This is a genomic window from Bradyrhizobium sp. CCBAU 53338, assembly GCF_015291665.1.
Classification (GTDB): domain Bacteria; phylum Pseudomonadota; class Alphaproteobacteria; order Rhizobiales; family Xanthobacteraceae; genus Bradyrhizobium.
Window position 1 is genome coordinate 337,974 of the sequence record NZ_CP030048.1, and the last position, 17,327, is coordinate 355,300.

21 protein-coding genes are annotated in these 17,327 nt (G+C 64.0%); 9 read left to right on the forward strand and 12 right to left on the reverse strand.

Annotated elements, in window-relative coordinates:
- Positions 1-2: 2 nt before the first annotated feature.
- The 3 genes from sdhD to XH90_RS01630 form a co-directional block, all read right to left on the reverse strand.
- Positions 3-407 carry a succinate dehydrogenase, hydrophobic membrane anchor protein gene (gene sdhD / locus XH90_RS01620; protein WP_194478897.1) on the reverse strand — a complete coding sequence of 135 codons (405 nt, stop codon included), beginning with the start codon at positions 405-407 and terminating at the stop codon, positions 3-5.
- Positions 404-805, reverse strand: a complete 402-nt coding sequence (gene sdhC, locus XH90_RS01625; RefSeq protein WP_194465440.1) for a succinate dehydrogenase, cytochrome b556 subunit — start codon at positions 803-805, stop codon at positions 404-406. The genes sdhD and sdhC overlap by 4 nt, the downstream gene beginning before the upstream one ends.
- Positions 806-1,365: 560 nt before the next feature.
- Entirely contained in the window at positions 1,366-2,895 is a 1,530-nt protein-coding gene (locus XH90_RS01630; RefSeq protein WP_194478898.1) for a malonyl-CoA synthase, read from the reverse strand.
- A 95-nt stretch (positions 2,896-2,990) separates the two neighbouring features.
- Between XH90_RS01630 and XH90_RS01635 the strand changes: the two genes are divergently transcribed.
- The 4 genes from XH90_RS01635 (at position 2,991) to XH90_RS01650 (ending at position 6,198) form a co-directional block, all read left to right on the forward strand.
- Entirely contained in the window at positions 2,991-3,752 is a 762-nt protein-coding gene (locus tag XH90_RS01635) for an SDR family oxidoreductase (protein ID WP_194478899.1), read from the forward strand.
- Between the two features lie 281 nt (positions 3,753-4,033).
- Complete coding sequence (locus XH90_RS01640) at positions 4,034-4,588, forward strand: fasciclin domain-containing protein (protein WP_194478900.1); 555 nt, start codon at positions 4,034-4,036, stop codon at positions 4,586-4,588.
- Positions 4,589-4,773: 185 nt separating this feature from the next.
- Positions 4,774-5,403, forward strand: coding sequence for a cytochrome b/b6 domain-containing protein (locus tag XH90_RS01645; protein ID WP_194478901.1), 630 nt, complete (start codon positions 4,774-4,776; stop codon positions 5,401-5,403).
- A 12-nt stretch (positions 5,404-5,415) separates the two neighbouring features.
- Entirely contained in the window at positions 5,416-6,198 is a 783-nt protein-coding gene (locus XH90_RS01650; RefSeq protein ID WP_194478902.1) for a molybdopterin-binding protein, read from the forward strand.
- On the opposite strand, the gene XH90_RS01655 is transcribed toward XH90_RS01650, so the two are convergent.
- A complete protein-coding gene (locus XH90_RS01655; RefSeq protein ID WP_194478903.1) occupies positions 6,185-7,381 on the reverse strand; it encodes a YbfB/YjiJ family MFS transporter in 1,197 nt (398 codons plus the stop codon). The genes XH90_RS01650 and XH90_RS01655 overlap by 14 nt on opposite strands.
- A gap of 132 nt (positions 7,382-7,513) precedes the next feature.
- Here XH90_RS01655 and leuB point away from each other — a divergent pair, with 132 nt between their 5' ends.
- On the forward strand, positions 7,514-8,626 hold the full coding sequence (gene leuB / locus XH90_RS01660) for a 3-isopropylmalate dehydrogenase (protein WP_194478904.1): 1,113 nt from the start codon (positions 7,514-7,516) through the stop codon (positions 8,624-8,626).
- 113 nt (positions 8,627-8,739) lie between these two features.
- Here leuB and XH90_RS01665 read toward each other — a convergent pair whose 3' ends face one another.
- Together XH90_RS01665 and XH90_RS01670 are read right to left on the reverse strand one after the other, a co-directional pair.
- On the reverse strand, positions 8,740-9,126 hold the full coding sequence (locus XH90_RS01665) for a hypothetical protein (protein ID WP_194478905.1): 387 nt from the start codon (positions 9,124-9,126) through the stop codon (positions 8,740-8,742).
- Between the two features lie 156 nt (positions 9,127-9,282).
- Positions 9,283-10,071: a hypothetical protein gene (locus XH90_RS01670; RefSeq protein WP_194478906.1), complete on the reverse strand. Its 789-nt coding sequence runs from the start codon at positions 10,069-10,071 to the stop codon at positions 9,283-9,285.
- Between the two features lie 116 nt (positions 10,072-10,187).
- Here XH90_RS01670 and XH90_RS01675 point away from each other — a divergent pair, with 116 nt between their 5' ends.
- On the forward strand, positions 10,188-11,222 hold the full coding sequence (locus tag XH90_RS01675; RefSeq protein WP_194478907.1) for an aspartate-semialdehyde dehydrogenase: 1,035 nt from the start codon (positions 10,188-10,190) through the stop codon (positions 11,220-11,222).
- A 166-nt stretch (positions 11,223-11,388) separates the two neighbouring features.
- Here XH90_RS01675 and XH90_RS01680 read toward each other — a convergent pair whose 3' ends face one another.
- Entirely contained in the window at positions 11,389-12,033 is a 645-nt protein-coding gene (locus tag XH90_RS01680; protein WP_194478908.1) for a carbonic anhydrase, read from the reverse strand.
- A 111-nt stretch (positions 12,034-12,144) separates the two neighbouring features.
- Between XH90_RS01680 and XH90_RS01685 the strand changes: the two genes are divergently transcribed.
- Complete coding sequence (locus XH90_RS01685) at positions 12,145-13,026, forward strand: CoA ester lyase (RefSeq protein ID WP_194478909.1); 882 nt, start codon at positions 12,145-12,147, stop codon at positions 13,024-13,026.
- Here the strand turns inward: XH90_RS01685 and XH90_RS01690 are convergent.
- From XH90_RS01690 to XH90_RS01710, 5 genes are all read right to left on the reverse strand, one after another.
- Positions 13,023-13,883: an LssY C-terminal domain-containing protein gene (locus XH90_RS01690; RefSeq protein ID WP_371748294.1), complete on the reverse strand. Its 861-nt coding sequence runs from the start codon at positions 13,881-13,883 to the stop codon at positions 13,023-13,025. The genes XH90_RS01685 and XH90_RS01690 overlap by 4 nt on opposite strands.
- 71 nt (positions 13,884-13,954) lie before the next feature.
- Positions 13,955-14,374, reverse strand: coding sequence for a DUF6455 family protein (locus XH90_RS01695; protein WP_194478910.1), 420 nt, complete (start codon positions 14,372-14,374; stop codon positions 13,955-13,957).
- Positions 14,375-14,524: 150 nt separating this feature from the next.
- The gene (locus XH90_RS01700) at positions 14,525-15,310 is read right to left on the reverse strand and encodes a hypothetical protein (RefSeq protein ID WP_194478911.1); all 786 of its coding nucleotides are present in this window, start codon (positions 15,308-15,310) and stop codon (positions 14,525-14,527) included.
- A gap of 83 nt (positions 15,311-15,393) precedes the next feature.
- Positions 15,394-15,999: a 3-isopropylmalate dehydratase small subunit gene (gene leuD / locus XH90_RS01705; protein ID WP_194478912.1), complete on the reverse strand. Its 606-nt coding sequence runs from the start codon at positions 15,997-15,999 to the stop codon at positions 15,394-15,396.
- Positions 16,000-16,151: 152 nt separating this feature from the next.
- Positions 16,152-16,550, reverse strand: coding sequence for a metallopeptidase family protein (locus tag XH90_RS01710; RefSeq protein ID WP_194478913.1), 399 nt, complete (start codon positions 16,548-16,550; stop codon positions 16,152-16,154).
- Between the two features lie 165 nt (positions 16,551-16,715).
- Between XH90_RS01710 and XH90_RS01715 the strand changes: the two genes are divergently transcribed.
- Together XH90_RS01715 and XH90_RS01720 are read left to right on the forward strand one after the other, a co-directional pair.
- Positions 16,716-17,000 (forward strand): hypothetical protein, encoded by a 285-nt coding sequence (locus XH90_RS01715; protein ID WP_194478914.1) that lies wholly within the window; start codon positions 16,716-16,718, stop codon positions 16,998-17,000.
- 7 nt (positions 17,001-17,007) lie between these two features.
- Positions 17,008-17,268: a hypothetical protein gene (locus XH90_RS01720; protein ID WP_194478915.1), complete on the forward strand. Its 261-nt coding sequence runs from the start codon at positions 17,008-17,010 to the stop codon at positions 17,266-17,268.
- Positions 17,269-17,327: the final 59 nt, after the last annotated feature.

Here is a 17,327-nt window from a genome sequence, read left to right on the forward strand (position 1 = left end):
GGTTACACTCCGGATGAGATCTTGAGGATCGCGTAGGTCGAGGCGAGCGCGACGGCGATCGAGAAGAAGTTGTTGAGCATGATCGAGACGAGCTTCAGCTTCTCGTTGTGGACGTAGTCCTCGATCACGACCTGCATGCCGATCTTCATGTGCCAGGCGCTGGCGATGATGAAGAGCAGCATGATCACCGCGATCGGCAGCGAGCCGAGGATCACCTTGGCGCCGGCCTGGTTGCTGCCGAGCAGCATCATGACGACGACGATCACCGGGATCATCAGCAGCGTCATGGCGACGGCGGTGAGGCGCTGACGCCAGAAGTCGGAGGTGCCGGAATGAGCGGCGCCGAGATTGCGGACGCGGCCGAGCGGGGTGCGCATGCTGCGCCTGGGCGTATCGCCGGCGCTCATCGGACACCTCCGATCGCGTAGGCGATGATCCAGATCAGGATCGTCAGCACGATGCCGCCGATCAGGGCGGCCCAGGTCAGCGCCTCGCGCTCGTTGGCCTTGAAGCCGAAGCCGAGGTCCCAGACGAAGTGCCGGATGCCGCTCAGCATATGGTGCATCAGCGCCCAGGTGTAGCCGAACACGATCAGCCGGCCGATGATGCTGCCGGTGAAGGCCTGCACGTTGGCATAGGCCCCGGCGGAGTTTGACGCCGCTGCGATCAGCCACCAGGCCAGCAGCAGGGTCCCGACGTAAAGCGCGATACCGGTGGCGCGATGGACGATGGACAGCGCCATCGTCAACGTCCAGCGGTAGACTTGCATGTGTGGTGAAAGCGGTCGTTCGATCCGTGCGGTCATGGGCTTTTGATGTGTGTTGCGGCCCAGCATGGGGCGCGCGGGGATCGCGAAAGGTCGGCTCTATTTACGGAGTCGATTTCACCTGCGCAATCACCAAATCGCCATAAATCGAACCGTCGTTCAGCTCTAGACCCTTGATGAACCAAGGCCAATCAGGGGCTTGGTATACCAGCATGATGGTCGACCGATAAAGAATAGAACATTAATTCACTCTTTGGTCGGGCGGGCGAGGTGCATTGAAATCACTATTGGAACGGCTCCAGGCCGCCAGGCGGAGGCTCCGGTTCGAACCAGTCAGTTCATGACATCAGGCGCCATGCGGACGGCGGACCGACGATCTGAGATTTCCGTCCTGCGCATCGATTTTCCGTCAGGCGGCGGACATGCGCACCCTGCATTCCACATCAGCCCAACGGCCCGGCGTGCCGACCGCGCAAATCGGATCGCCTGCAGCTTCAAAAAGCATCTCGTTCCGATCGACCGAATCGGAGGGAGCTTGCAACTGAGGGGACAGTCCGGGTGATCGCAGGTTCGCAGCGCTTGATCGGAGCGCTCGCCCCTCACTTCTTCGCGTAAATATCCTTGTAGGTATCCCGCAGAACGTTCTTCTGCACCTTGCCCATCGTATTCCGCGGCAGCTCGTCCACCACGAAGACGCGCTTGGGCATCTTGAATTTGGCGAGCCTTCCGTCGAGCGCCTTGAGCACGGCGGCCTCGGTGACATCGGCGCCCTTGTTGCAGACCAGCACGGCCGTGACGCCTTCGCCGAAATCGGCGTGGGGCACGCCGATCACGGCGGATTCGATCACACCAGGCATGGCGTCGATCTCGGTCTCGATCTCCTTCGGATAGACGTTGAAGCCGCCGGAGATGACGAGATCCTTGCCTCGTCCCAAAATGTGGACGTAGCCCTTGTCGTCGATCTTGCCGAGGTCGCCGGTGATGAAGAAGCCGTCGGGCCGGAATTCCGACTTGGTCTTCTCGGGCATGCGCCAGTAGCCCTTGAACACGTTCGGGCCCTTGACCTCGATCATGCCGATCTCGTCGCGCGGCAGCTCCTTGCCGGTCTCGGGCTCGGTGACGCGCACGGAGACGCCGGGCAGCGGAAAGCCGACCGCGCCGGGCACGCGCTCGCCCTCGTAAGGGTTCGACGTGTTCATGTTGGTCTCGGTCATGCCGTAGCGTTCGAGGACGGCGTGGCCGGTGCGCGCCGACCATTCGCGGTGGGTTTCGGCCAGCAGCGGCGCCGAGCCCGAGATGAACAGCCGCATGTGCCTGGTGGTCTCGCGCGACAGCGCGGGATTTTGCAGGAGGCGCGTGTAGAACGTCGGCACGCCCATCAGCACCGTCGCCCGCGCCATCAGCTTGATGATCCGATCCGGATCGAGCTTCGGCAGGAAGATCATCGATGCGCGCGAAAACAGCGTCACGTTGGTCGCCACGAACAGGCCATGGGTGTGGTAGATCGGCAGCGCGTGGATCAGCACGTCCTTGTCGGTGAAGCGCCAGTAATCGACGAGCGAGAGCGAGTTCGACGCGAGATTGTCGTGGCTGAGCATCGCGCCCTTGGAGCGGCCGGTGGTGCCCGACGTGTAGAGAATCGCGGCGAGATCGTCGTTGGCGCGCGAGACGGTCGTAAATTCGCTATTCGCCTTGTCGGCGGCCTCGGTCAGCGAGCCCTTGCCGTCAGGCCCGAGCGTCTCGACCTTGGCGTTCACCTTGGCGGCGATCGGCGCGAGGCCCTCGGCCTTGGAGGGATCGCAGACCACCAGCGCCGGCTCGGCGTCGCCGATGAAGTAATCGAGCTCGTTGAGCGTATAGGCAGTGTTGAGCGGCAGATAGACCGCGCCGGCCCTGACCGTGCCGAGATAGAGCACGATATTGGCGACGGACTTCTCGACCTGCACCGCGACGCGGTCGCCCGGCTTCACGCCGCGCGCGACCAGCACATTCGCCATCTGCCCGGCCCGTGCGATCAGATCGCCATAGCTGATATGGGCGCCGTCCTGCGTCTCGATCGCGAGGCGTTTGGGATCGTCGAGGCCGTCGAACAGGCGGGAAAACAGGTTGGCGTTGGCTGCGTGGTTCATGCAAGATTTCCTCGACCGCAGGACTGACAAGGCCGGTCAAAACCGAGGGCTGGATTAGCAAAAACCGCCCCAATGAAGCAACGGAGACAGTTGGCATGGCAAAAAACGGGAAACGCGTGGCCTGGGTTACGGGCGGCGGCAGTGGAATCGGGGAGGCTGGCGCCGAGGCGCTTGCTGCCGATGGCTGGACGGTGGTGGTTTCCGGTCGCCGTAAAGACGCCTTGGACACCGTTGTTGCCAAGATCGCCAAGGACGGCGGGGCCGCCGAGGCGCTGGCGCTGGACGTGTCCAATGCGACCGCGGCCCAGACGGCGGCCGATCAGATCGTTGCGAAGCACGGCCGCATCGACCTGCTGGTGAACAATGCCGGCATCAACGTCCCCAAGCGCAGCTGGAAGGACATGGAGCTGGAGGGCTGGGACAAGCTCGTCCAGGTCAATCTGAACGGTGTGCTCTATTGCATGCGTGCGGTGCTGCCGACGATGCGCAAGCAGCAGGACGGCTCGATCATCAACGTCTCGTCCTGGGCCGGCCGCCACGTCTCGAAGATGCCGGGCCCGGCCTACACCACGACCAAGCATGCGGTGCTGGCGCTGACCCATTCCTTCAACATGGACGAATGCGTCAACGGCCTGCGCGCCTGCTGCCTGATGCCGGGTGAGGTGGCAACGCCGATCCTGAAGCTGCGCCCGGTGGTGCCGAGCGAGGAGGAGCAGGCCAAGATGCTGCAATCCGAAGATCTCGGCCGCACCATCGCGTTCATCGCCAGCATGCCGCCGCGCGTCTGCATCAACGAACTCCTGATCAGCCCGACGCACAATCGCGGCTTCATCCAGACGCCGTTGAGCAGGGATTGAGGCGCGAAGACCGCGCGGCAAACTCGCCTCGTCGTCCCGGATCTGCGCTGCGCTTGTCCGGGACGACAGCGGATGTTGTGGCGCCCTTGCACCCCACACGAACTCCCCCGCCCATAGTTTCACGCATCACAATAAATTATTCCTCGAAACCGCTTCGCAAACCCTCCCGTAGTTCGGCCAACGACGCGCTGCTGCTTCACGTCAAACTGTCGCAGATGCCGTTGTTGCCCCAACGCAAACGCCGGTGATCGCCGGTCATCATCGAAATCGGGAGTTTCTCCATGTCGAAGCGCATTGCCTATCTCACTGCTGCTGCCTTCAGCGCGCTGGCCATCACCGCGACCGTCATCGCGCCCGCCCGCGCCGAGGAAAAGACCGTCATGGTCGGCGGCGCCGCGATGTTTCCCTCGAAGAACATCGTCCAGAACGCCGTCAATTCGAAGGACCACACCACGCTGGTGGCGGCGGTGAAGGCGGCCGGCCTGGTTCCGACGCTGGAAGGCAAGGGTCCGTTCACGGTGTTCGCGCCGACCAATGCCGCCTTCGGCAAGTTGCCGGCCGGCACCGTCGACACCCTGGTCAAGCCCGAGAACAAGGCAACCCTGACCAAGATCCTCACCTACCATGTCGTGCCCGGCAAGCTCGAGGCCTCCGACCTCACCGACGGCAAGAAGCTCAAGACCGTCGAGGGCGAGGAACTGACCGTCAAGAAGTCGGGCAGCTCCGTGATGATCGTCGATGCCAAGGGTGGCACCTCCACCGTCACGATTCCGAACGTCAATCAGTCGAACGGCGTGATCCATGTCGTCGACACCGTCTTGATGCCGGCTAGCTGATCCGGGAGCGCCTTCGCTGTATCTCCTCCTGCCGGAGGCGCGACCAGCGGGCCGGGGGTCTCCCCGGCTCGCTTTTTTGTGACTGCGATAGCCCGGCGGCATCGATCTCATCGGAAACCGGGCGTAACGAAGGCGGCCAGACCGGCGTATAATTGCCGACACACGACGTTCAGGACGGAACCATCATGTCGAGCCTTATCGTGACCGACGAGCAGATCAGCGCCACCAAGGCCAAGGTGATCCAGCCGGCCTGGGTTCGGGTCATGCACTGGACCAACGCGGTCGCCATGGTCCTGATGATCCTGTCCGGATGGCAGATCTACAACGCCTCGCCGCTGTTCGGCTTCAGCTTCCCACGCGACTACACGCTCGGCGGCTGGCTCGGCGGCGGCCTGCTCTGGCATTTTGCGGCGATGTGGCTGTTGATGGTCAACGGCCTCGCCTATCTCATCACCGGGTTTGCGTCGGGTCGCTTCCGGAAAAAGTTGCTGCCGATCACCCCGGCGGGCGTGATCCACGACGTCAAGGCTGCCCTGACCTTCAAGCTCAGCCATGACGATCTCACCGCCTACAATTACGTGCAGCGCCTGCTCTATGCCGGCATCATCGTGGTCGGCGTGCTGATCGTGCTGTCGGGCCTGTCGATTTGGAAGCCGGTGCAACTGCATTGGCTGGTGACACTGTTCGGCGACTATCCGACCGCGCGCTACGTCCATTTCTTCTGCATGGCGGCAATCTGCGCCTTCCTCGTCATTCACGTCCTGCTCGCGCTGCTGGTGCCGAAGAGCCTGCGCGCGATGATCGTCGGTCGCTGAGGGAGAACCACAATGGCCAAGCGTTCGTTCCTGATCCCCGGCGTCGACAAGCGGCTGCTGATCAAGGACTCCCTCAAGGTGATGCCTGATGTCACCCGTCGCCGCTTCATTGCGGGCGGCGCCAGCCTCGGTGCGCTGACCCTGCTCACCGGCTGCGACGTGGTCGACTCGTCTTCGGCCGATGCCCTGCTGACGAGGATCTCGAAGTTCAACGACGCCGTGCAGGATTTCATCTTCAATCCCGATGCGCTGGCGCCGACCTTCCCCGAGAGCGCGATTACGAAGCCGTTCCCGTTCAACGCCTACTACGATCTCGACGACGCGCCTGACGTCGACGGCGACGCATGGAAGCTCGAGGTGCGTGGTCTCGTCGACAACAAGAAGTCGTGGACGCTTCAGGAGCTCACCAAGCTGCCGCAGTTCACGCAAATCACCCGCCACATCTGCGTCGAGGGCTGGAGCGCGATCGGCAGCTGGACCGGCACGCCGTTGCGCGATTTCCTGAAACTTGTTGGCGCCGACACGCGTGCGAAATATGTCTGGTTCCAGTGCGCGGACAAGGACGGCTACAATTCGCCGCTGGACATGCGTACCGCGCTGCATCCGCAGACGCAGATGACGTTCAAATTTGCCAACGAGACCCTGCCGCGCGCCTACGGCTTCCCGATGAAGATCCGCGTGCCGACCAAGCTCGGCTTCAAGAACCCGAAATACGTGGTCTCGATGGAAGTCACCAACGACTACAAGGGCGGCTATTGGGAAGACCAGGGATACAATTCGTTCAGCGGGAGCTAGCTGCCGGCCCCACCTTCCGTTGCAGCAGCGCCAGCACCGCACCCAGCGCCAGCAGCGCTGCCGAGACATTCAGCGCGTAACTCAGGCTTCCCAGCGCGTCGGTGATGGCGCCGACGACGATCGGGCCGAGCGTCTGGCCGACGCCGAACGAGATCGTCATCGCGGCGATCGCGGTCGGCCACATCTCGGGCGGGTAGTTGAAGCGGACGAAGGCGGTGGTCGAGCCGACCACGGCGAAGAAGGCGACGCCGAACACGACGGCGGAAATTGCGAGCCAGGCGGGCGAATGCCCGAGGATCGGCAAGGCCGCACCGAGCGCGTTGGTGCCGAGGATGATGGTGGTGGCGAGCCCGCCGCGGTCGAGCGCGAGCACGCGCCGCCAGACCCAGGGCGTCACGAAGGCGCTCATGCCGATCAGGCCCCAGAATGCGGCCTGCGCCGTGGCCCCGCCGCCGCCGTCACGCACATAGGCGATCATGAAGGTCATGTAGGCGATGTAGCCGGCGCCGAACAGGAAGTAGGCGGCGAGATAGATCAGCACGGGCAAAATCGCGAAGGCGGCGTGGCTGCCCTCCGAAAAGCGCGCCCCGCTCTCGATCCGGATCAGGAACAGCGGCACGGTCATCGCGGCCGAGAGCAGCGTCATCGCCCACCACACGATCCACCACGAGCCCGGGCCGAAATGCTGCAGCGTGAACGGCGCGATCAGCCCCGAGGAGAGAATGCCGATGCCGGGCCCGGCATAAAACAGGCTGAGCAGGAAATTGGCCCGTTCGGGGCGCGACTGCGCGATGGTCGCAGCCAGTGCGCCGCCGGCGACGAAGCCGGCTGCCGCGCCCAGGCCGAGCACGAGACGCGCGAGGCTCAGCGCGATGAAATTCCCCGTCAGCGCGCAGGTGGCGAGCGCGGCGACGCAGGCCACGGTTCCGCCGCGGATTGCGGCCGACCAGCCGACGCGCTGGATCAGCCGGGACGCCATCAGCGCGCCCACGAGGTAGCCGACCGCGTTGATGGTGTTCATGAAACCCGCCGCCGAGTAGGACCAGCCGAGGTCCTCCCGCATGTCGGGCAGCACCAGCGCGTAGGCAAAGCGGCCGATGCCGAGCCCGACGGTGGCGGCCAGCGACAGGGTCAGGATCAGCCGCGCGGGATGTGCGACGGGTGGGCGATCTGGGGCGAGCAAGGGGTACTCCGGCCCGTACAGTGTGGCAGGCCCTGCCCGCCTTGCACAGCCGCGGCGCTGCAATGGTGTCTTGCCAAGCGCACAACGCCGCTCTAGCACTCCGGCCGAATTTCGATCTCAGAGGAAACTGATATGGCGACCCACAAACTGCTGCTGCTCCCCGGCGACGGTATCGGCCCCGAGGTGATGGGCGAGGTGAAGCGGCTGATCGATTGGCTCAATTCGGCCGGGATCGCCAAATTCGAGACCGATACCGGCCTCGTCGGCGGCTCCGCCTATGACGCCCACAAGGTGTCGATCTCAGAAGGCGACATGGCCAGGGCGCTGGCCGCCGACGCCATCATCTTCGGCGCGGTGGGCGGCCCGAAGTGGGATGCCGTTCCCTACGAGGTGCGCCCCGAAGCCGGCCTGCTGCGCCTGCGCAAGGATCTCGCTTTGTTTGCCAATTTGCGTCCGGCCGTCTGCTATCCGGCGCTGGCGGATGCCTCCAGCCTGAAGCGCGAGGCGGTCGAGGGCCTCGACATCGTCATCGTGCGCGAGCTCACCGGCGGCGTCTATTTCGGCGAGCCCAAGACCATCACCGATCTCGGCAATGGCCAGAAACGCGCCATCGATACCCAGGTCTACGACACCTATGAGATCGAGCGCATCGGCCGCGTCGCCTTCGAGCTTGCCAGGAAGCGCAAGAACAAGGTGACGTCGATGGAGAAGCGCAACGTCATGAAGTCGGGCGTGCTCTGGAACGAGGTTATGACGGCGCTCCACAAGCGCGAATATCCCGACGTCACGCTCGAGCACCAGCTCGCGGACTCCGGCGGCATGATGCTGGTGAAGTGGCCGAAGCAGTTCGACGTCATCGTCACGGACAATCTGTTCGGCGACATGCTGTCCGACATCGCCGCGATGCTCACCGGCTCGCTCGGCATGCTGCCCTCGGCCTCGCTCGGCGAGGTCGACGTCAAGAGCAAGAAGCGCAAGGCGCTGTACGAGCCCGTGCACGGCTCTGCCCCTGACATCGCCGGCAAGGGCCTCGCTAATCCGATCGCGATGATCTCGTCGTTCGGCATGGCGCTGCGTTATTCCTTCGACATGGGCGATCTCGCCGACAAGGTCGATGCCGCGATCGCAGCGGTCCTCGCCAGCGGCCTGCGCACCGCCGACATCAAGTCGGAAGGCACGACCGCCGCCTCGACCACGCAGATGGGCGAAGCGATCCTGAAGGAACTGCAGAAGCTGCACGCGTAACGCGGGCACAACTCTCGTAGGGTGGGTTACGCTGCTCTAGTCCACCCTACGGCATCTCGCAAAACAAAAAGGCCGGGCATCAGCCCGGCCTTTCGATTCGGTCGCTTCGCCGCTCAGTACAGCGGGAAATTCTGCGGATAGCCGCCGACATCGGCCGGGGTTGCCAGCGGCTGGCGGTCGATCGGGCGGTTGAGGTTTTCGCGGGCGAAGGATGGATAGCCCACGGCCGGCGGGAAGGCGTAGTCGGTGAACTTGCGGTCGCCCGGATTGACCTCGGTGCCGCCGTCGAGCCAGGAGCGCTTGCTCACGTAGATACGGGTGCGGCCCTGCTGGTAGACGGCATTGGGGCCGCTCGGACCGTAATAGTGCCGGCCGCGCTCGTCATAGCGCGGCTTGGTCCTGGTGTCGGCCGACGCCGGCGCAGCGAAGGCCATCGCAACCACGGCGCTCGCCGCAAGCAACGTCGCCAGTTTGTTCGCCGCAGAGAAATTCAAGCTCATCACGTCCCCTTCAGGCGGCAAGCCGCCAGTCGATTTCACCCCATACTAGCCCGGCCGGGGGGACCACAACTAGGTCAATTCAGTCACACCAGGACGGAATAATCGGGCGCGCCGGCAAAAGTTGCATGGATACCAGCGACTTGAGCTTGATGAGGATCAAAGCGTCCCGCGCAATTGCGCATTGGCGGCGCCCAGCAGCCAGTCCGCCGAGCCGCCGGGCTCGCAGGAGCGGCGCTTCAGCTCCGCGTGTGCGAACATCTCCGCCAGCTTCGGCTCGTTGCCCGAGGTCAGCAGCGTCAGCCGGTTCAGCGTGCAGGCGATCGCCGCACGCCGGGCCGGCATGGTCTCGCCCTGACAGGAGAAGCCGGAGATCTGCAGCGCCGGCTCCTCGTTACGCTTGAGGTAACCGAGGCAGGAGGGCGTCCCCTCAGCCGTACCCGATGGCCGGAACAGGGCGACGGGTCCGAATTTGGTGTCGATCAGGCCGGCCTGCTCGAGCGCGGTGGCCGCACCCAGGCCCATCTGGATGGCGAGGCCTGATGTTGCCGGCCGGGTCACGTCGAACTCGCTGCCTTCGCGGTAGATCTCGAGCTCGGCCACAGGCTTGTCGGCATCGCCGGCCCAGCGCATCACATCGCGCCGGCCGCCCTCGGGGTGCCGGAGGATGGTGTAAGAGGCTGTTTTTTCTGATGAATCAATCCGGCTGAGAGCAAAGGCCGGATGCGACCGGTCGGCAACGGCCCAACCCGGCTTGTCGGCGGACCCATCGTCGCGCAAATCGGGCAACTGGCCGAGACCGGCCAGGGCCAGGATGGCAAACAGGGCCAGCGCCCCCACATAGGCGAACAGGTGCGCCAGCGTGCCGACCACCTCGTCGGCAAAGTTGGCGAGCGCCAGATGGATCTGGGTAGGGCTAACGGCCGTGCTGGCCTCAGGCGACTGCATCCACGGCCTTCAGGCATGGTCCAACGTTGTCTTGAGGCCGGTTCTCGCATAGAAGCGCTGCTCTTCCTGTTTAAGCGTCAGCTTCAGGAACGGGCTTTTTCATCGGAGAGTGAACGATGGGTTACAAAGTCGCAGTCGTCGGCGCGACCGGCAATGTCGGACGGGAAATGCTCAACATCCTGGATGAGCGCAAATTCCCCGCGGACGAGGTCGTGGCCCTGGCGTCACGCCGCAGCGTCGGCGTCGAGGTTTCCTATGGCGACCGTACCCTCAAGGTCAAAGCGCTCGAGCATTACGATTTCTCCGACGTGGACATCTGCCTGATGTCGGCCGGCGGCTCGGTGTCGAAGGAGTGGTCGCCGAAGATCGGCGCCGCCGGCGCGGTCGTGATCGACAATTCGTCGGCCTGGCGCATGGATCCGGACGTGCCGCTGATCGTGCCCGAGGTGAACGCGGCTGCGACCGAAGGCTTCAAGAAGAAGAACATCATCGCCAACCCGAACTGCTCGACCGCGCAGCTCGTGGTCGCGCTGAAGCCGCTGCACGACAAGGCGACCATCAAGCGCGTCGTGGTCTCGACCTATCAATCGGTGTCGGGCGCCGGCAAGGACGCGATGGACGAACTGTTCTCGCAGACCAAGGCCGTCTACACCAACAGCGAGCTGGTCGCGAACAAATTCCCCAAGCGCATCGCCTTCAACGTCATCCCCCACATCGACGTCTTCATGGAAGACGGCTTCACCAAGGAAGAGTGGAAGATGATGGCGGAGACCAAGAAGATCCTTGATCCCAAGATCAAGCTCACCGCGACCTGCGTGCGTGTGCCCGTCTTCGTCGGCCATTCCGAGGCCGTCAACATCGAGTTCGAGAATCCGATCACCGCCGACGAAGCGCGCAACATCCTGCGCACGGCGCCCGGTTGCCTCGTCATCGACAAGCAGGAGCCCGGCGGCTACGCCACGCCGTATGAAGCGGCCGGCGAGGACGCGACCTATATCAGCCGCATCCGCGAGGACGCGACGGTGGAGAACGGCCTCGTGCTGTGGTGCGTGTCCGACAACCTCCGCAAGGGCGCAGCGCTCAACGCGATCCAGATCGCGGAAGTGCTGATCAACCGCAAGCTGATCAGCGCGAAGAAGCAGGCGGCGTAGGAAGTTTGTAGGGTGGGTTAGCCCGCGGCTGCGCGAAGCGCAGTCCGCACGGCGTAACCCAGCTCTTTCGTTTCCGCGGTGACAGAAGTGGTGGGTTACGCCCAGCGAATTGCGCTTCGCGCAATTGCAAGGCTAACCCACCCTACGAACCTTCGAGAACGGCGCCCTACACCACGCTCCGCGCGCTCTTGAATTCCTTGCTCGCCTTGTCCAGCACGAACAGCGTTCCCTCCGCGACGCCGAAATAGGCGCCGTGCAGCTGCATCTGGCCGCTCTCGACGGCCTTGCGCACGAACGGGAACGTCATCAGGTTTTCCAGGCTGCGGAACACCGCGGCCTTCTCGATGCGCTCGACGAATTGCGCCATGCTCTCGTGGTCGCGCTGCTCGACCACCTCGCCGGGCTTGATGAACATCTGCATCCATTTGCCGATGAAGTCGCCGGGCGTGAGCGGCTCGATCTTGTCGATGAAGGCGCGGATGCCGCCGCATTGCGCGTGACCGAGGATGACGATGTGCTTCACCTTCAGCACCGTCACGGCATATTCCAGCGCGGCCGAGACGCCGTGCGCGTTGGCGTCGGGCTGATAGGTCGGTACCAGATTGGCGATGTTGCGAACCACGAACAATTCGCCCGGACCGACATCGAAGATGGCCTCGGGCGCGACGCGGCTGTCGCAGCAGCCGATCACCATCACTTCCGGGAACTGCCCCTTCACCGACAGCTCGCGATAGCGGTGCTGCTCGGCCGGCAACCGGTTGGTGGCGAAGGCGTTGTAGCCGTCCAGCAAGGACTTCGGGAATGTGATCATGGCCTATGCCTAATCATATACCGGTAGCGTGAACAAGCCTTTCGAATAGGCAGGCCAGATGCTATCGCCTCCGGCTAGAAGAGCCCGAGGGAAACCGGAAGGAATGTCAGTATGACCCGCCCGCGCCGCAGCCATCTGTTCATGCCCGGCTCCAACCCTCGCGCCCTTGAAAAGGCGCGGAATCTCGCAGCCGACGGCCTCATTCTCGATCTGGAAGATTCCGTGGCCCCTGATGCCAAGGCGGTCGCACGCGACGGCATCGCCGCCGCGATCGCTGCAAAAGGGTTCGGCAGGCGCGAGATCCTGATCCGGACCAACGGCCTCGACACGCAATGGTGGGCCGATGACGTCGCGATGGCCGCCAAGGCCTCGCCCGACGGCATCCTGGTTCCTAAAGTTTCAAGCATCGAGGATCTCCAGACCATTGGCCGCGACCTCGCCGGACTCGGTGCCGCGTCATCAGTGAAGGTCTGGGCGATGATCGAGACCGCACGCGCGGTGCTGCATGCCGAGGAACTGGCCGAGGCTGGACGCGACCCATCGAGCCGCCTCGCAGGCTTCGTGTTCGGCCCGAACGACATCTCGCGCGAGACGCGCATCAAGATGCTGCCCGGCCGCGCCGCGATGATCCCGATGATCACCCATTGCATCCTGGCGACGCGCGCCGCCGGCCTCGAGATCCTCGACGGCCCCTATAGCGACATCGCCAACCCCGACGGCTTCGCCACCGAATGCGCGCAAGCGCGCGACCTCGGCTTCGACGGCAAGACCCTGATCCACCCCTCGCAGATCGAGGCCTGCAACGCGATCTTCACCCCGCCCGAAGAGGAAGTCGCACGCGCGCGAAAAATCATCGCCGCATTCGAGTTGCCGGAAAACGTCTCGCGCGGCGCGATCCGCCTCGACGGCGCCATGGTGGAGCGGCTGCACGCCGACATGGCGCGGCGCACGATCGAGATCGCGGATGCGATTGCTGCGATGGGGAAGGGCTAACGCCTGCTGTCGGCTTTGGGAGCGATGCCGTGCCATATGGCATCCTTCAAGGCGATGAGAGCGGGCGGTGGAATGGTGGGCGGATCGGCAGGTCCGTTTGCCGCTCCTGGCACCAGGACGGCAAAGTGTATCTCGCCGTCGGTATAGTAGGGATCGCCGCCACCGTTTCGGCCGAACATCGTCGGGCCTATGCCAGAGATCTGAAAGAAATTGCTGACAACACGTGCCTCGCGCAGGTCGGTCATCAGGAGATCTCGTTCGGCATCGATGTTGGCATCGATGTGATGGGTCACCTGTCCCGTGTCGTGGCTTAGCCCGACACCCCGGTCGAAAGTCGCTGCGCCGAGCCAGACTGGGCGGCCGTCATCGCCATGCTCGAGGGCCTTCCAGAACCGGACGTGATTGCGCCGATCCGCGCTGTTTCCTGCAGGCTTCTCGAAAGCGTATTGCTCCTTCTTGCCCAGGTAATAGAGCGGGCTGACGGGAGCATTGCGATAGGGCCGATCCAGCACCACGCTCCCGACGATCTCGATGCTCGAGCGCAGTGTCACGGCGTCGGCCGCAAACCATCCGGCCGCGTTCATGGCGCGGACGACGTCCTCGCCACTGCCGACAAGTCCAACGTTCAGGGGATCAGCGGGGATGTCGTCCGACGTCCTGGTGACCATCGGCAACGATGCGAGCCCAGCCTCGCGCTCGTGGTGGATCCACAGCAGGGGCGCAAGAAAGTAAGCGAGAGCCAAATAGGTGAGCAGGACAACTGCCAGGCGGTAACGCCACCGCCGCTTCCTCGTTCCGCTCTTGGCGATATTGGTCATGCGCGATGGTTCGAGCCAGATGCTCGATACCATACCCATCCCGCATGCCTGGTCACAGCGCCATCGAGAGGATGGGCGAGAACGGCTCTCACGAGGCCTCTCGCGCCGCCTCAGCGCGGCGCGACCTCAGTGCGATCGAGCGATTCCAGCGTCGCGGCGTTGCCGCAATAACCGTGATAGTTCTCCGCAGCGGTGCCGTCGGCGAGGTCACGGTCGCATTGCGCCTTGTGCTCGCAGAGCGAGCAGACCCGCTCCATGTCCCGCAGCAGGAGCGGCTGCACTTGACCGAGCCGCTCCTCGTTGATGCCGAGCTGCTTCAGCATCTTCGGCAGCTCGTCGGCGGAGTGGTGGCCGTGACGGACCAGCTCCTCGAGGTCGTCAGGCGCGATCCTGAGATCGTTGGCGATCCGGTCGAAATCCGAGCGATCGAGCTGGCGCAATTCGTTCAACTCGCGGCGATGCTTCAGCCAGCCGGCAAAGGACTCGATGAGGTCCTGGACGATCGGATAAGGCCTGCTTGCGGTGCTCATGGCGAAGCTCCCTAGGGTCGTGCGATGGCAGCAAGACTAGGCACAATGATGCAGGAGCGCGTTGCGCTGGATCAAATTGGGAAGGGGGGCGCTGCCTCTCCGCTGCACCTCTCCCGCTGCGGGAGAGGGGGCGCACCACCTCCGCGGAGACTACGCAAACCGCTCCGTCGCCCAGGCATAGAGGCTGCCGTGAATCGGCTTCTCGCCGCCGCGGCCCTTGGGCGAGATGTGCAGGCCGATGATCTCGGGGTTGGTGACGAGGCCGAGATAGCTGGAGGGATCGAAGAACAGTTTCGGCTCGGCGTGCACGGCGTAGAACGATTGTTTCGGCAGCGCATTCTTCAATTCGCCGGTGCGGCGCGCCAGCGCGGTCAGCGCGGCCGGCCCGTAGATTGCGACGCGAATATCGGAGAGCCGGTTGGAGCCGCCGCGCAGGCGGCGCATCATGAAGGTGATGCGGTGGCGAACCGACAGCCAGTTCGGTGTCAGTTCCTCCTGCTCCATCAGCTCTTCGAACGCCGTGACGATGCCGTGCTCGGGCGGCAGGTAGATCACGGAGTTGCCGAGCTGGCGAGGCCGCTCCCAGGCGAAGTAAGGCTTTGCCGGATCGATCTCGACGGGTTTGAGCAGCAGCACGTCGGCATCGAGCCAGAGGCCGAGATTCTTCGCCATCAGCTTCATGCGGAAGAAGTCGCTGAACTGGAGCGTGGTCCAGTCGCGCCAGCTGCCGTCCGGCTGCGGCGGCCGCAATCGTTCGGAGAAAGTGTGCGGCAGGATCGCTTCGGCATCGGCGTTGTCGACGCCTGCGGGCAGGCCGGGGATGGTATCGAAGCTGTAGACCGTGACCTTGTGGCCGGCCGCGAGCTGCGAGCGCAGACAGGTCTGGCGCAGCGCGTCCATCGGGCCATGCCAGAAGGTGACGATCTCGGGCAGCATGAGGCGGAGCTATACGGGATAATCGAGGCAAAGAAAAAGCCCCGGCGCAGATGACGCGCCGGGGCTTGAACGAAAATCTTGGGTTAAGCCCAGGCGCGTTCGTGCTTGAGCTTCTCTTCATAGGTGTCGATCGAGGTCTTCTTCTCCATCGTGAGGCCGATGTCGTCGAGACCGTTGATCAGGCAGTGCTTGCGGAACGGGTCGATCTCGAACTTGACCTTGCCGCCGTCGGGACCGCGGATCTCCTGGTTCGGCAGGTCGATCGTCAGCGTCGCGTTGGCGCCGCGCTCGGCGTCGTCGAACAGCTTGTCGAGGTCTTCCTGGGAGACGCGGATCGGCAGAATGCCGTTCTTGAAGCAGTTGTTGTAGAAGATGTCGCCGAACGAGGTCGAGATCACGCAGCGAATGCCGAAGTCGAGCAGCGCCCAGGGCGCGTGCTCGCGGCTCGAGCCGCAGCCGAAATTGTCGCCGGCCACCAGCACCTTCGTGTTGCGATAGGCGGGCTGGTTGAGGACGAAATCCGGGTTCTCGCTGCCGTCGTCCTTGTAGCGCTGCTCGGAGAAGAGCCCCTTGCCAAGCCCGGTCCGCTTGATGGTCTTGAGGTACTGCTTCGGAATGATCATGTCGGTGTCGACATTGATGATCTTCAGCGGCGCCGCGACGCCTTCCAGCGTGGTGAACTTGTCCATGGTTGCGCTTCCCGAGAGTGGTTAGGGACCGCGTATTTATCGCGATCGCAGGCCGAATCCTAGGCCCAATTGGGCAGATCTCGTCTGCTGGGCCGGTCTGGTGCGACGTCGGGATTGCACCTCTCCCTTGGGAGAGGTGAACCGGGACCGTCCTACCCTGCCTGAGCCTCGATCGCGGCCATATCGTCGTCCGACAGGCCGAAATGGTGGCCGATCTCGTGGATCAGGACGTGGCGTACGATATGGCCGAGGCTTTCGTCGTGCTCGGCCCAGTAGTCCAGGATCGGCCGGCGGTAGAGCCAGACCATGTTGGGCAGCCGCGCCACGTCGCCAAAGCTCTGCTGGGGCAGGCCGATGCCCTGGAACAGGCCGAGCAGGTCGAACTCGCTTTCGCATTCCATCTCGTCGAGCACCTCCTCGGTCGGGAAGTCGTCGACGCGGATGATCAGGCCTTCGCAGAGCTTTCGAAACTCCGCCGGCAGGCGCTCGAAAATGTCGTGCGCCGTCATTTCCATCTCGGCCAGCGAGGGCGCTTTCAGGTCCGTCCACATCCGCCTCTCTTACCGCGGGTTCCGCGGCGATGCATCTGGCTTTATGGGACCGGGCGAAGAGTTGACGTCGCGCGCGAAAACGAGGAGCGTACGGCGCCTCAAGGGGTTGGCTGAGCTGGGTGGTGTGAAATGCGGGCAGGAACAGCGGGACTGGTTCTACTGTGCATGGGGTTGTTTTCGCAGTTTGGCGAGAGTGGTGCCCAAGCGCAGACGGTTGGCACGGAAGTCCGTATGGCCCAGGCCGCCTCACCCGACGACATCCCGCCGCCGCGCAGGCGGCCCCAGACGCGCCTGCGCGTCACGCCCTACTACACTCCAGACGGCGTTTATCCACGCTACAATCCGGGCCCCGATGCGGTCCGCGAATGCAGCGTCGCCTATGTGCAGGAACACAGGCCCAGCGGCACCGTGATCACGCCGCATATGAGCTGCTACTGGCGCCGCGGCTGAGATCGTCATGGCGAGATGGATCGCACTGGCCGTTGCCGTCGGGCTTGCTGCGAGCCTGTCTCAGGCTTCCGCCGCGCACAGGCTGACGAAGCTGCCGGACGCATCCGCCGGGCGCGCATTGTTCGATGGGCGACGGCATGCGCGATACGACATCACGCGATACACGCCGCGCCCCGATCCGCATTATTACGCGCGGCCCGTTTACTACCGTCCCTATCCCTACGGTGTGCCCGCGCCGTTCGTCATCGGCTACGGGCCGTTCTGGTGACGCGAGCCACTCGCTCGTTCATGGCGCGTTCACGTCCCTGTTCTTAAGTTTAATCTCGG